A 14037-nucleotide genomic window follows, 5' to 3' on the forward strand; every position below is an offset into this window, starting at 1 on the left:
CGGGTCAGTCGCGCCCGAGGAGGTAGTGGCCGAAGTGCGGCACGGTGAAGGCGATCTGGCCCCGCTCGGCGGAGTAGACCAGGCCTTTCTTCATCAGGCTGTCGCGCGCGGGCGACAGTGAGGACGGCTTCCGCCCCAGGAAGACGGCGACGTCGGCGGTACCGGCCGGCTCGTCGCGCCCCTGCGTCAGTTCGGCCATCGCCTGCAGGTACTCCCGCTCGGCGGGCGTCGCGCGCTCGTAGCGCGAACCGAAGAAGCCGACCGCCAGCTCCGACTCGGCCTCGGGCGCCGCGACCTGGACGTCCTTGACGGTGATCGGGTCGGACGGCGCCGCGTCCCAGGCCGCCTTGCCGTAGGCCTGGATGAAGTAGGGGTAGCCGCCGGACGCGTCGAAGAGCGCGTCGAGCGCTTCCGGCTCGATGCCGGCGTCCTCGCGCTCGATCGGCGCCATCACGGCGAAGTCGGCGTCCTCGCGGCTGAGCCGGTCGATGCGGGCGTACCGGAAGAGGCGTTCGGAGTAGGACTTCGACGCGGACAGCACCGCGGGCACGTGCGGCAGCCCGGCGCCGACGACCACGAGCGGCGCCCCGGACTGCGAAAGCTCGTGGCAGGCCGCGCACAACGCCGAGACGTCGTCGGGCTGCAGGTCCTGGATCTCGTCGATGAGCAGCGCGACGCCGGTGCCGACGTCCGCGGCCAGCTCGGCGACGTCGGTGAACAGCTCGACGAGGTCGATCTCGATGTCCCCGGAGTCGGCTCGCCCCTGCGCGGCGGGCACGTCGATCCCCGGCTGCCACCGGTCGCGCAGCTTCGCGTCGGCCTTGTTGGCCCGCAAGGCGAACGCCTTGAGCACCCCGAGCACCTCTTCGACCCGATCCGGCGCCCGGTGCCGCACGGCGAGGTCCCGGATGGCCCGGTGCAAGGCGGCGGAAAGCGGCCGCCGCAGCTCGGCGTCCGGCCGCGCCTCGATCTTCCCGGCGCCCCACTTGTGCCGGACGGCCATCGCGCGCAACTCCCCGAGCAGCACGGTCTTGCCGACGCCCCGCAACCCGGTGAGCACCAGACTGCGTTCGGGTCTCCCCCGCGCGACGCGCTCCAGTACCACTTCGAACGCCTTGAGCTCACGCTCACGCCCGGCCAGCTCAGGCGGCCGCTGCCCGGCGCCCGGCGCGAAGGGGTTGCGGATGGGGTCCACTCTGCCAAGTTATCGGCGTATCTAGCGCGAGCCCGATATTCCGCCATAGACGGCTAGCGCGTGTCGCCGATGTTCGACCGGATGGCCGTACATAGAGACGAACAGGGTCTGCAGCCCCTGCTCGTCCCTACCCCCAGCGCGCACTACGACGTAGCGCTAGTCGCTGAGGTTCCGCTCCGCGTAGATCTTCATCGCGTCCCGGACGAACTCCGCCGTCGCGCCTTCCAGCCCGTACCGCGGGTCGTCCACGTACAGCTGCCCCAGGCCCGCGAAGTAGCCCGCGGACACCGACGAAACCGCCGGTCGCAGCCACGCGTGCAGCTGGCCCGTGATCGCCTGGACGTCGTCGGCGTCCGGCGCGAGCCCGGCTTCCCCGGCCGCGCCGAACGCGGTCCAGATGTCGCGCTGCTCCTGCTGGTGGGCCTGCTTCTCCGCCTCGGACAACGAACTCCACCACTGGTCGCCGCGGCGGTAGGCGTCGGCGCCCCAGCGGCGCGTGACCTCTTCCTCGTACTTCGTGTGGTCGAAGCCGTCGAAAACTTCTTCCGCCATCAGTCGTTCACCTCCCTTCAGTTTCCGGAGCGTCGTGCGGACGGACTCGATCTGCCGTCCGATCCGCCGCTGCTCCTGTTCGAGCAGGTCCAGGTGCGTCTCGAGCGCGGCCGCGCTGTCCCGCTGCCCGTCGAGCACTTCGGCGATGGCCGGCAGCCCGAGGCCGAGTTCGCGCAGCAACAGGATCCGCTGCAGCCGGACGAGCGCCTGCTCGTCGTAGTAGCGGTAGCCGTTGCTGCCGATCCGGCTGGGCGCCAGCAGGCCGGCCGCGCCGTAGTGGCGCAGCGTCCGGCTCGTCGTCCCTGCCGAGCGGGCGACGTCCTGGATCGACCACTCCATGGCTCGACGATAAAAGTTGACGCAGCGTCAAAGTCAAACCATCGGAGTCTCTAATGCTCTATAGCGTCAGACCGATACTTCCCCAGAAAGCCCGATGAGGATTCGAGCACGGGCCGAGCGGGCACCCACGCGGTAGGTTCGACCAGGCAGCGGCCCGTACGAGGAAGGCAATGACCGTGATACTCCGTCGAGTGGCTCGTCCCCTGCTCGCCACGATCTTCGTGACGGGCGGGATCAATGCGCTGAGGCAGGCCGAGGGCCACGCCAAGGCGGCGGAACCGTTCCTCGACAACGCCTTGGGCAAGTTCGGCGATGTCCTCCCGGAACAGATCCCGCGCGACCCGGTGACGCTCGTCCGCATCGACGCCGCCGTGAAGATCGGCGCCGGTCTCGCGCTCGCGTCCGGGAAGGCGCCGCGGCTCGCGGCCGGGCTGCTGCTCGGCAGCCTGGTGCCGACGACGCTCGCGACGCACAGCTTCTGGGCCATCAAGGACCCGGGTGAGCGCCAGCAGCAGCAGATCCAGTTCTTCAAGAACGCGAGCCTGGCCGGCGGCCTGCTGCTCGCGGTCGGCGACACACACGGCAAGCCGTCGGCGGCCTGGCGCGCGCGTCACGCCGCGAAGGACGTCGGCGCCGCGGCCGGGAAGCTGAGCCGCAAGGCCGAGAAGCGCGCCAACAAGCTCGCCAAGCGGGCCCAGAAGGCGCTCCCCAACTGACACTTTCACGTGAAAGTGCCGCCCCCGAACCTCCGGGGGCGGCACTTTCCCTATGAAAGCTACTTCTCCAGGATCGCGGTGACGCCCTGGCCGCCGGCCGCGCAGATCGAGATCAGGCCGCGGCCCGACCCCTTCTCGTGCAGCAGCTTCGCCAGCGTCGCGACGATCCGGCCGCCGGTCGCGGCGAACGGGTGCCCGGCCGCCAGCGACGAGCCGTTGACGTTCAGCTTCGCCCGGTCGATCGCGCCCAGCGGCGCGTCCAGGTCCAGCTTCTCCTTGGCGAACGCCGGGTCCTCCCACGCCTTGAGCGTGGTCAGCACCTGCGACGCGAACGCCTCGTGGATCTCGTAGAAGTCGAAGTCCTGCAGCGAAAGCCCGGCACGAGCGAGCATCCGCGGCACGGCGTACGCGGGCGCCATCAGCAGGCCCTCTTCGCCGTGGACGTAGTCGACGGCCGCGGTCTGCGAGAACGTCAGGTACGCCTGCACCGGCAGGTTGTGCGCCTTCGCCCACTCCTCGGTGGCGAGCAGGACCGTCGACGCGCCGTCGGTCAGCGGCGTCGAGTTGCCCGCCGTCATGGTGCCGTCCGGGCCGCCGAACGCCGGCTTGAGCTTGGCCAGCTTCTCCGCGGTCGAGTCCGGGCGCAGGTTCTGGTCGCGCGCGAGCTTGAGGAACGGCGTCACGAGGTCGTCGAAGAACCCGCGGTCGTAGGCCGCGGCGAGGTGCTGGTGGCTGGCCGCGGCCAGTTCGTCCTGCGCCTCGCGGGTGATCTCCCAGATCTTCGCGGTCAGGGCCGCGTGCTCGCCCATCGAGAGGCCGGTGCGCGGTTCGGAGTTGCGCGGGATGGCCGGGACGATGTGCCCGGGCCGGATCTTCGCGACGAGCTTGAGGCGGTCGCCGAGCGTCTTGGCGCTGTTGAGCTGGATGAGGATCTGCCGGAGGTCCTCGTTGACGGCCAGCGGCGCGTCGCTCGTGGTGTCGACGCCGCCCGCGATGGCCGAGTCGATCTGGCCGAGCGCGATCTTGTTGGCGACGTTGATGATCGCCTGCAGCCCGGTGCCGCACGCCATCTGGACGTCGGCGGCGGGCGTCGCGGGCGAAAGCTTGCTGCCCAGCACGCTCTCGCGGGCCAGGTTGAAGTCCTTCGAGTGCTTGAGTACCGCGCCCGCCGCGACCTCGCCGATCACCTCGCCCTGCAGGGAGAAGCGGCTGACCAGACCGTCGATGGCGGCGGTGAGCATGTCCTGGTTCGACGCCTTCGCGTACGGGCCGTTCGACCTCGCGAAGGGGATCCGGTTGCCCCCGATGATCGCGACCTTGCGCACGGCAGGCGCCTGCTTTGGTTGCTTCGGCTTCGGCGGCATGAACTCACCTCTCTGGTCGTGTCTCTCACACTGTAACCTACTGGGGAGTAGGTTAGACTGCGACGTGACGCAGACTGCACGGGAGGCAACCGATGGCTGACAGGTACCAGCAGTTCACGAAAACCCCGTTGGGGAAGTTCGTGGTGCCGAAGCTCGGCCTGCCCAACCCCGCCACGCTGCGCCGGTACAAGCCCGGGCAACCCGCCCTCGAGGGTCCCGCACTTCTCGGCGCCGCGCCCGGTGGACGGCTGGAGAAGACCCTGCGCGACCAGCTCGCCGACGCGGGCATCGAGGTCATCACGTCGGCGGCCGACCGGCACGCGGCGCTCGTCTTCGACGCCACCGGCGTCACCGAGCCTGCTCGCCTGCGCGAGGTCTACGACTTCTTCCACCCGGTGATCCGCAGCGTCGGACCGTCCGGCCGGGTCGTCGTCCTGGGCACGCCGCCGGAGCAGGTCGAAGGCCGCGAGCGGATCGCGCAGCGCGCGCTGGAAGGCTTCGTGCGCTCGGTCGGCAAGGAGCTGAAGCGCGGCGCGACCGCCCAGCTCGTGTACGTCGCGGAAGGCGCCGAAGAGGCGACGGAGTCGACGCTGCGCTTCCTGCTCTCGGCGAAGTCCGCGTTCGTCGACGCGCAGGTCATCCGGATCGGCGTCGAGGGCAAGACCGCCACCGCGCCGGCGAACTGGGAGAAGCCCCTCGACGGCAAGGTCGCGCTGGTCACGGGTGCGTCCCGTGGCATCGGCGCGGCGATCGCCGAGGTACTGGCCCGCGACGGCGCGCACGTCGTCGCGCTCGACATCCCCGCGCAGGGCAGCGACCTGTCGAAGGTCGCGAACAAGGTCGGCGGGTCGGCGCTGCAGCTCGACATCACCTCGCCGAGCGCGCCCGCGAAGCTCGCGGAGTACCTGAAGGAGCGCCACGGCGGTGTCGACATCGTCGTGCACAACGCGGGCATCACGCGCGACAAGACGCTCGGCAACATGAGCGAGAGCGCGTGGGACTCGGTGATCGCGGTGAACCTGGCCTCGCAGCTGGCGGTGAACGACAAGCTGCTCGCCGACAAGGTGCTGCGCGAGAACGGCCGCATCATCGGCGTCTCGTCGATCGCGGGCATCGCCGGCAACGTCGGCCAGACCAACTACGCGACGTCGAAGGCCGGCGTGATCGGCATGGTCAACGTCGGCGCGCCGCAGCTCGCGGCGTACGGCGGCACGATCAACGCCGTCGCGCCCGGCTTCATCGAGACCAAGATGACGGCCGCGGTGCCGCTGTTCATCCGCGAGGCCGGCCGCCGCCTGTCCAGCCTCGGCCAGGGCGGGCTCCCGGTCGACGTCGCCGAGACGATCGCCTGGTACGCCAACCCGGCGTCGGCCGCGGTGAACGGCAACGTGGTCCGCGTCTGCGGCCAGGCGCTGCTGGGGGCCTGACGTGGTGATCCGCGAACTCGACAGCACGCCGAGCCTGGCCACGCTCTACCCGAAGGCGCTGCTCGGCGGCGTCCTGCACAAGCCGTCCGGCGGCGACCTGCCGGACACGGAGCTGGTGCGGACGGGCATCGTCGTCGACCCGGCGCACCTCGCCGCGTACAACACGGTGTGCGGGTTCCGGCTGAGCGACGAGCTGCCGGCGACGTACCCGCACATGCTGGCGTTCCCGCTGCAGATGGCGCTGATGACCGAGCCGGGCTTCCCGTTCCCGCTGCTCGGCATGGTGCACGTGGCGAACCGGATCACCCAGCACCGCGCGCTGCGGCTGAGCGAGCCGCTGACCGTGCGCGTCCGGGCGGAGAACCTGCGCCCGCACGAGCGCGGCCGTCAGTTCGACGTCGTCAGCGAGGCCTGGGCCGGGGGCGACCTGGTCTGGACCGACGTCAGCACGTACCTGCGCCGCGGTTCGGGCTCCGGTTCCGGTGGCCGCCGGGAGCAGCTGGTGCCGCCGACCCCGGACGCGATCTGGCGGGTGCCGGGCGACATCGGCCGCCGCTACGCGGAGGTCTCGGGCGACCGCAACCCGATCCACCTGCACCCGCTGACGGCACGCCTGTTCGGCTTCCCGAAGGCGATCGCCCACGGGATGTGGACCAAGGCCCACGCGCTGGCGGCGTTCGAGGGCCGGTTGCCGTCGGCGTTCACGATCGACGTCCGCTTCAAGCAACCGGTGCTGCTGCCGGCCAAGGCGGGCTTCACGTCGTGGGCCACCCCGGAGGGCTGGGCGTTCGAGCTGTGGAGCAAGTCGAAGCCGCACCTGGACGGCACGATCACTTCACTCTGACGGGAAGCGGCCGGCGAGCGTCCGGTTGACCGCGGCGATGTCGAACGCCGCCGGGTCGAACTCGCCGGCCGCTTCCAGTCCGAGCCATTCCAGAGTTTCTTCGTGGTCCTCGTGGCCGGGGTCGGCGAGGACGTCGAGCAGCTCTTCGTATCCGCCGATGCCGCCGCAGTCCTCCGGCGGTCCGGCCCGGCGTCCGTCGATGCAGCGGGGACGGCCGCGCACTGGTTCACGGGCTTCGAGCGTCACTTCGTGCAGCCAGTCGTCCCCGAAGTCGTACTGGTAGCTCAGTGTGTCGGCGGGAGCGCGGAGCACTTCGCCGATTCGCTTGGACCGGGCATCGGCGTGGCCGAGTTCGGGATCCGGAAGCCCGCACGCGCCGTCCGCCGTCTCGAACACCCACAGGTGACTGCGCTCCCAGCCGAAGACGTCCTGGATCAGCTCGTGCACGTCGGCCAGTGAGAAGTCGTCGGGAACGGCCACTCGCCGCCAGATCGCCGGCTTGCTGCCGGCCAGGGTTATTTTCAGTGTGAGTGTGGCCATGCGTTACTCCGAAGGTTTCCAGACTTCGCCTTCGATGAGGTCGTTGAAGCCGAGCCAGACGAGGTTCATCAGCCACGACGCCAGGACGCCGTCGGAGATGTCGGGGTGGTCGAGGGCCCAGTCGGCCAGCGACTCGGCCGCCCCGACCAAGGCCGCGGACAGGCCCTCGCCGGAGAACTCGGCCTGCTCGCCGACGCCCTTGCGGGTGCCGGCGGACACGACGAGAGCGGCGACCAGCTGGATCGCGCGCGCCCGCATGTCGGTGATCTCGGCGGCGAAGGCCCCACCGACGGTCAGCGCCTGGCGGTGCAGGACCGTCCACGACTCGCGGTACTCGGCGACGAAGCGGTAGAAGGACCGAAGGCCGTGCCAGAGCTGCATGTCCGGCGGCAGGTCGGGCTGGACGCCGGCCTGGATGGCCTCGAGCAGCCGCGTCGCCTCGCGGCGGATGCACGCGCCGAAGAGGTCCTCTTTGGAGCCGAGGTAGGTGTAGATCATCGGCTTCGAGACACCGGCGACGTCGGAGATCTCGTCCATCGACGCCGCGTGGTAGCCGTGGCGCGAGAAGACCTGGACGGCCGCGTCCAGGATCTGCCGCTCGCGCACGGCACGCGGCAGCCGCCTGGCCCGTTCGGGCGGACGCTGATCATCCTCTGACACGCTGGACCTCCTCGTTGCTGCCCGGAGACGGTACCGGTCGTGACCACGGGAGGGTGATTTCGGCACGCTTGCCCGCCTACCTACTGGCGGGTAGCCTTACGCTTGGGTAACCGGAGAGGGAGTGACCATGGCCGACAACGCCGGGATGACCAGCGCCGATCGCGTCGCGGCCCTCCGTGGGGCACCGCTGCTCGACGCGCTGGAGCGCCTCGACCCGCTGAGCCCCGAGGCGCACGCCCTCGACGTCAACGCCCTGGCGGAGGCGGTCAACCCGCGCGATCTCGGCCGCGACGACTTCCGAAGACTCCTGAACGCGCTGCTTCGCCTGGCGGAGCGCGCCCCCGCGTTCGACCTGAGCAAGGTCGAGCCGGCGCGCTTCGCGACGTTGGTGTCGTCGGCGTCCCGCGCCCAGCTCGAAAGCGTGGTGGCGGAGCGTCCTCTGCGAGAGCGCGTGCTGGCGGAGATCTTCGCGCGCATGGGCTCCCACATCAGGCCGGAGCGCGCCCGCGACCTGCACGCGGTGGTCCACTGGCGCCTGTCGGGAGGCGTCGGCGAAGGCGGCTACGATCGCTACGAGACGGTGATTTCCCATGGCTCGTGCACGGTCAGCCGCCAGATGCGCGAGACCCCCCGCGTGACCATCTCGATCGCCCCGGCGGACTTCTTCCGGCTGATCACCCACCAGGCCACCCCGGCGGTGTTGTTCGTCACGGGAAGAATCAAGGTCAAGGGTGATTTGGCCTTCGCGGCGGGCCTCATCGGATTCTTCGATCTGCCACATCCCGTATAGTTCGCTTCCGTGCCCAGAAAAGCGAAGTGGCGCCTTTCCCGGCCCCGTGCCATCCGCGGCAGTCACGTGGTGAACGCGTTCGCGGAGAAGCTGGTCCTGGGCAACCTGACGGCTCCGCAGTTCGTCCAGGTCCTGGAAACCCTGCACATGCTGGGCGAAGCGGGAGCGGGCATCGAGCTGAGCTCCCTGTCGACGGACGTCCTGGTCGACGTCGTCCGCCGCGCCTCCAAAGACCAGCTGAAGGCGATCGCGGAACACCCCGAGCTGCGCCCGGTGTTTCTCGACGAGATATTCCGCCGGATGTCGGAGCATTTCTTGCCGCAGAAGGCACGCCACGTGGATTTCGTGGTTTCCTGGCGCTTTTCGGAGGGCGCCGGCGAGGATGGCTACGACCGCTTCCAGACGGTGATCGAGGACGGCGTGTGCGTCTCGTCGACGGACCTGTCCCGCTCCCCGGACACGACGATCACACTGTCGGTGGACGACTTCATCCGGATGGCGACCGGCAACGCCGCTGTAGCGGCGATGTTCGTGACGGGGAGGGTGAAGGTGAAGGGCGAGTACGCCCCGGCGGTGCGGTTCTCGAGTTACTTCGACATCCCCAAGCCGACGGTGGACTAGCCGGTATCCGCCGCTAGACGTCTTCATATCGGGAACCTGGCGGCGGATTCCGGCCCGTGGTTACCTTCCCACTGTGCTTCGCACCTCGTCGAGCAAGTGATCTAACAGCCCTGGCACGGTTCCCCCGCCGAGAACCAGTTGGCGATCGAGGAGACGATTTCCGGTCTCACACGAGGTCTCGCTGACGAGGGTGCAGCCGTGACAGGCGGACAGGTTGAGATGCGACGATCCTTGGTTATCACTCTCGATGCACACTGGATCGTTCGAGCACACGTCTGCGTCTCCCAAGGCGGCGAGCAGCAGTGGGACCAGTTTCTCGGGATGGCCGAGACGTACCAGTCCGCCGAGTGTTCCCTGCGCGTCGCCAGCCGCCGTGTAAATGAAGATACCGGCGGTGCGGTCAGGTCGGTCGGAGTGCGCGTAGATGCGCTCCTGAAGCGACGCCGACGAGTAGCCGCTCGCAAAGGCAAGACGGCGGATGAGCAGATGGGAAATAGTGTGCAAGGCGACAAAGCGTGGCTCGGGAACAGGTAAACGGTGGGCCCACGGGGTGGAATTTCTGCTTTTGAGCAGGATCTCGGCTCGCTTGCGAACTTCGGCAGTTTCCTCCCATGCGGAGATCTCAGCCTCGTCGAATCGAAGGAAAATCCCCTCGCCAAACAATTCAAGGGCGGGGTAAATCGGCTTTCGTTTGCTGTCGAGACCGAGATCGACCATGACATATTCTGCATCGGCGTTGTGTCGTTGAAACCTGCGAAGTGCCCGAACCTCGCGAACTCGGCGGACTTGCCCTACGCCTACCAATCTACTCGTCAGTGTCGATGGCCATGTAGCCTCGGCTGAAATGGAGAATCCGTCGACTACGAAGTCGCCATTGCTGTGGTCTCGACCACCGTCGAGCTTATTGACAAAAGCTGACCATTCGCCATCTTTGAGATCGAGAAGCGGGGTTTCTTCGGCGTCTTCGGCGCCGGAGGCAAGGGCAAGAACGTCTGCTGCCGTCGTCCCGAGTTCATCCGCGATCCAGCCGGCCACCATCTCAGCTTGTGGGCCGCCATTGTCGGTGACCACTTTCTCGAAGTAAACATGACTGCGGACCTTGTCCGCTATCTCGGCCGAATGTGAGATCTCTTCAGGAATATCGAGTGCGGACAGGCGATCGGCGATGTAGTTTCCGGTTGCGCCTCGTTGGACAGCATTGAGGCGGTGTTCGCAAATCCTCCCGCTCTCCGGTTCCTGCCAAGGCTGAATGCCGTCGCATCGGATCCCATCGCGATGAAGCGAATCTGTGCTGGTGAGTTCGGAAAGCGGGCGAGACCGCTTGCATCCTGTGCAGTGAACACTGAGCGAAGCAAGACCCTCGCCGCGTCGAGAAGAGCGGACGAATCGTAGTTCCTTGTAGGCGCGACAGAAGCGTACCGCGTCGGTGATGTCCGCACCGTTTCCGCGGTGGGCCCATTTGAACCATGGTATGTCTTGGATATGACTACCTTTTTCGCAAGTCGCGACATATCGCATCGGTACCAGTCCTCCGCCGCACTCGCACCTATTGGTCCATCGACCCTTGTTCTTTCCGGTAAGCTGGGAAAGCTTGGTGCATCGTTCGCAGAAGCGCCAGGCGGGAAAGCGCCAGTAAAGCAAATGGGGGGTTTCCTTGGCGGCCCGGCCTGCATGTGCAGGAGCTTGTCGAAGAATGCCAGGACCCAGCCTTGCGAGAAGACGATCACAAATGATTTCAGGTGCATACTTTCGATCCCACCACGAGGTGTCCGCAGCTATCAGGGACTCGCCCAGAATGTCAACAATGGCGCCTACTCCAAAAGGGGTTACTGTCTCGGAAAGTCGCAGGTCATGCACGATTCTTTCCACCGATGCCTCCTTCCAGTGGCTCGCGGACGTGAACAGCGACGTTCGGTTCGACGGACCTCATGGAATCGGCGACGAGCCATCCCTCGCCACTCTGGCCAAAACGCTTGAGTAATGCGTCGTTGTCGCTCTGTCGACGGTCGTAAACCAGTGCGGATCCGGCATCGCGAGCGAGCCTCGCGCGACGATCCCAGTTGCGTAGCAACGACCAAACCTCGTCCTCGGTTTCCTCGGATTCGATATTGTCGGAGCGGCTGACCAAATCCGAGAAACGTGCCACGAGTTTCTCAACTGCTTTCGACATGTGCTCGTTTTCGAGATCGAGACGTGAGGCGAAGTCGTTCGCGGCAAGGACAGGCAACGAGTGCCGCAGTAACGCTACGAGCGCCCCGCCCAAGGAACGGTTGCGTGACGACAACGACCACGGTGTCACGCTCGTCGGCTCGACGTTGCGGTAGAGAGCTTCGTGATACGAACGGAAGCTCTCGAAATGTGAACGATCACGTGCTCGATTCGACCTGAACAGCGTGGTCACGACCCCGTTGTTCAGGCCGCGCCCGACCCTGCTCGTCGCTTGGATGTATTCGGCGGTCGTCTTGGGTTGACCCACCATCAGCATCAGAGCGAGACGTGGTATGTCGATTCCGACTGACAACATGTTCGAGGAGAGCACCACATCGATGGCATCCGACGATTCATCGATGCTTCGACTCAGTTCGCGAAGGTCGTTGGGCAGTTCGTCCGGTCCGCGGCGGCTGGTGAGCTCCAGGACGTGTTCAGCCGTGACCTGCCGGAGAGGTAGGCCCAGTCTCTCCGATCGTGGTTCGAGCCGACCGTTGACGTCATCGATCACCAAAGTTCCGGTGCGGCCAAGCTCACGGAGGCTGTTGTGGTACATCACCAGCGTCCAATACGAGTCTCGCGACGTGTCCGGCCCCGAGCTCCCGGCGAGCACTTCCGGTACTTCGAGTAGGGGAGCCGTGGCAGCGATGACTGCTGACACCTGAGAGACCGACTGTGGCATCAGGCCGACGTAGAGGCGACCTTCGCCGCTCTTCACCGGACGGGAGAAGAAGGTCTGATCGCCGTCGAGTCCGGCCGGCGGGTATAACGCGACAGACCTGCCGTACAAGCCTCGGACCTGTTCGTCCGAGGCGCGGATCGTGGCTGTCGAGGCAACGATCTTGGGGATCGCGCCGTTGTGACTCAGGAGTAGTTGGATGACTGCGTCGAACACGGCGACTGTCGTACCGAGTGGGCCGGACAAGAGATGCAGCTCGTCTTGTATGAGCAGTGACGGCTGGCGGAACGGTGTGCCGAGGCCGAGCAGCTTGCCCGCTTCGGGCAGGAACTGCAGGCGGGCGAACTTGTCGACTGTCGCAAGGAGGATCGTCGGCGGCTCGTCGTAAAGGATGTCGTCGATCACGGAGACCGGCAGCTCATCGTGGAATTCGCAGGCCGTCCGGGTGCAGTGGATGACCACGTCGCGACCCACCTCGCGGAACCCGTAGCGGCTCCAGTCCTCGTATCTCATATCCGGCAGGAGCGCAGTACCACACCACGGACAGCTCTCGATCTGGAACTGGTTCGCTTCTTCGGGGCGGGCGGCCTTACGCAGGCGATCAAGTCCTGCCTTTGCCTCCTGGCGTGATCGAGGCGTGACCTCGTTCCCCACCCACAGGCCGATGGAGAACGGCGCCATTCGATTAGCTCGCGCGTCCTCGTTGCGAAGCAGGGTCATCGCGCAAATGAGCGAGGCGGCTCGCTGGAATTGCTGTGAGGTCAGCAGTCGGAGTGTGTACCGCGTGATCACGGCGGTTCCTCCGCCAGCGGTGCCGTGAACTATGCGTCGGTGGAAGATCTCCACGGCGGCCAGACCCAGGTAAGCTTCGGTCTTGCCGCCACCGGTCGGGAACCAGATCAGGTCGACCAGTTCTCGATCATCGTGTGTCCCGTCGATCGTCGATGCCAGGGCGACCAGTAGGAAGCCGAGTTGGAACGGGCGCCAGCGCGGCTCTTCGACGCGGGATGGTTCCGTACCATTTTTGATTGCGGTTTGGCGAATTTGGAGTCGCATCGCAGTCATGCCGAGGGCAAACGCGGTTCTCAGCGACCCTCGTTCTGGCTCGCGCAAGAGGTCAACGCCGGCTCGCATGCGGTCCAGAGCGGAGCGCGCCCGATCGGTGATGGCTTGCGCGACCGGTGTGTCGGCTCCGAAGCTTTCGACACGGCCGCTCTGTTCGGAGACCCAATGGGAATAGACATCGACAAACGCATCGAGGGTCGATATCACGCGTTCTGTGTCTGTGTCGATCCGCGATAGGTTGTGGAGCAGAAGTGCTCGGGCCTCGACGGAGTCGGAGTCGAGGCCCGTCGTTTCGATGGCAGGCACTACAAAGGCGGGCACCGGATCGAGGAAGACGCGCGTACAGACGCCGTCGATGAGGTTCCAGTCCGCCGCCGTACCGTGGCCGACCGCGTAGATCGTTTTGCTTCGGTAACGGAGCCGCAGCTCAGCGGCTTCGGGGTCGGAGTCGAACGCATTGGACCTGTCGTACTCTAGAAACCGACCGTCGAGCGCTGGGGTTACGCTGAGAGCTACTTGGAAGAGTGTTCGATCGATGTCGCTTCGGTCGTCGCCAGTCGACTTGGAGGACACACGCGCGTGCACGGTCACGAGGTGGGCGTCCCCGTAGGCCCGCCAGCGCGATCCGATCTCGATCGGCACTTCGCCTGCAGTGAGCACGTGTGGCGGACGGCCTCGCGTGAGTTCGAGACCCTCGAACCGGAACGGAGAACGCTGCCATCGTGGCGGCCCATCGTCTTTGATCGACCGGTAGGTACCCCCGGAGAAGTCGCACGAGACGCTCGGCCGATCGGTGACGAAGGAGATCGCGACCGAAGAGGGACGCCAGTCTTCGGCGATCGGGACGCTCGCGCCGGCCTCCTCGATCTCACCCGTGAGTACCTCCGCTTCGATGTGCTCGCTTTCCTCGGAGGATTCCGGCGGGGGCTCAGACATCGCGGGGAACAGCATGCCGACGGCATATTGGCGGTCAGGCAGGTTGAGGAGGGTCTCCGTGTCACCGCCATCGGGACCCACGTAAGCCATCCGAAGGTGGT

Annotated in this window: 12 protein-coding genes; 5 read left to right on the top strand and 7 right to left on the bottom strand. The window is 66.7% G+C overall.

From position 1 onward, the window contains the following. Positions 1 to 4: 4 nt before the first annotated feature. Both H4696_RS34445 and H4696_RS34450 read right to left on the bottom strand, forming a co-directional pair. Complete coding sequence (locus H4696_RS34445; protein WP_086861369.1) at positions 5 to 1195, bottom strand: ATP-binding protein; 1191 nt, start codon at positions 1193 to 1195, stop codon at positions 5 to 7. Positions 1196 to 1351: 156 nt separating this feature from the next. After that, the gene (locus H4696_RS34450) at positions 1352 to 2086 is read right to left on the bottom strand and encodes a MerR family transcriptional regulator (RefSeq protein WP_086861368.1); all 735 of its coding nucleotides are present in this window, start codon (positions 2084 to 2086) and stop codon (positions 1352 to 1354) included. A gap of 170 nt (positions 2087 to 2256) precedes the next feature. Here H4696_RS34450 and H4696_RS34455 point away from each other — a divergent pair, with 170 nt between their 5' ends. Beyond that, a complete protein-coding gene (locus tag H4696_RS34455) occupies positions 2257 to 2802 on the top strand; it encodes a DoxX family membrane protein (protein WP_086861367.1) in 546 nt (181 codons plus the stop codon). A gap of 59 nt (positions 2803 to 2861) precedes the next feature. Here H4696_RS34455 and H4696_RS34460 read toward each other — a convergent pair whose 3' ends face one another. Then, positions 2862 to 4166, bottom strand: a complete 1305-nt coding sequence (locus H4696_RS34460; RefSeq protein WP_086861366.1) for an acetyl-CoA C-acetyltransferase — start codon at positions 4164 to 4166, stop codon at positions 2862 to 2864. A 92-nt stretch (positions 4167 to 4258) separates the two neighbouring features. Here H4696_RS34460 and H4696_RS34465 point away from each other — a divergent pair, with 92 nt between their 5' ends. Both H4696_RS34465 and H4696_RS34470 read left to right on the top strand, forming a co-directional pair. After that, positions 4259 to 5593: a 3-oxoacyl-ACP reductase gene (locus H4696_RS34465; RefSeq protein ID WP_192782685.1), complete on the top strand. Its 1335-nt coding sequence runs from the start codon at positions 4259 to 4261 to the stop codon at positions 5591 to 5593. A 1-nt stretch (position 5594) separates the two neighbouring features. Continuing rightward, positions 5595 to 6437, top strand: coding sequence for a MaoC family dehydratase (locus H4696_RS34470; RefSeq protein ID WP_086856901.1), 843 nt, complete (start codon positions 5595 to 5597; stop codon positions 6435 to 6437). Here H4696_RS34470 and H4696_RS34475 read toward each other — a convergent pair. Further along, on the bottom strand, positions 6429 to 6977 hold the full coding sequence (locus tag H4696_RS34475) for a plasmid pRiA4b ORF-3 family protein (protein WP_086856900.1): 549 nt from the start codon (positions 6975 to 6977) through the stop codon (positions 6429 to 6431). The two genes, H4696_RS34470 and H4696_RS34475, sit on opposite strands and share 9 nt — an antisense overlap. A gap of 3 nt (positions 6978 to 6980) precedes the next feature. Continuing rightward, the gene (locus tag H4696_RS34480; protein ID WP_086670992.1) at positions 6981 to 7637 is read right to left on the bottom strand and encodes a TetR/AcrR family transcriptional regulator; all 657 of its coding nucleotides are present in this window, start codon (positions 7635 to 7637) and stop codon (positions 6981 to 6983) included. A 127-nt stretch (positions 7638 to 7764) separates the two neighbouring features. Here H4696_RS34480 and H4696_RS34485 point away from each other — a divergent pair, with 127 nt between their 5' ends. Together H4696_RS34485 and H4696_RS34490 are read left to right on the top strand one after the other, a co-directional pair. After that, on the top strand, positions 7765 to 8427 hold the full coding sequence (locus H4696_RS34485; protein WP_192782686.1) for an SCP2 sterol-binding domain-containing protein: 663 nt from the start codon (positions 7765 to 7767) through the stop codon (positions 8425 to 8427). Positions 8428 to 8496: 69 nt separating this feature from the next. After that, complete coding sequence (locus tag H4696_RS34490; RefSeq protein WP_086856905.1) at positions 8497 to 9048, top strand: SCP2 sterol-binding domain-containing protein; 552 nt, start codon at positions 8497 to 8499, stop codon at positions 9046 to 9048. Positions 9049 to 9108: 60 nt separating this feature from the next. Here H4696_RS34490 and drmB read toward each other — a convergent pair whose 3' ends face one another. Together drmB and H4696_RS34500 are read right to left on the bottom strand one after the other, a co-directional pair. Further along, complete coding sequence (drmB, locus tag H4696_RS34495; protein WP_086856898.1) at positions 9109 to 10917, bottom strand: DUF1998 domain-containing protein; 1809 nt, start codon at positions 10915 to 10917, stop codon at positions 9109 to 9111. Next, entirely contained in the window at positions 10898 to 14026 is a 3129-nt protein-coding gene (locus tag H4696_RS34500) for a helicase-related protein (RefSeq protein ID WP_211299612.1), read from the bottom strand. The genes drmB and H4696_RS34500 overlap by 20 nt, the downstream gene beginning before the upstream one ends. Positions 14027 to 14037 lie beyond the last annotated feature (11 nt).

Origin of the sequence: Amycolatopsis lexingtonensis (assembly GCF_014873755.1) — a bacterium.
GTDB classification, from domain to species: Bacteria; Actinomycetota; Actinomycetes; order Mycobacteriales; family Pseudonocardiaceae; genus Amycolatopsis; species Amycolatopsis lexingtonensis.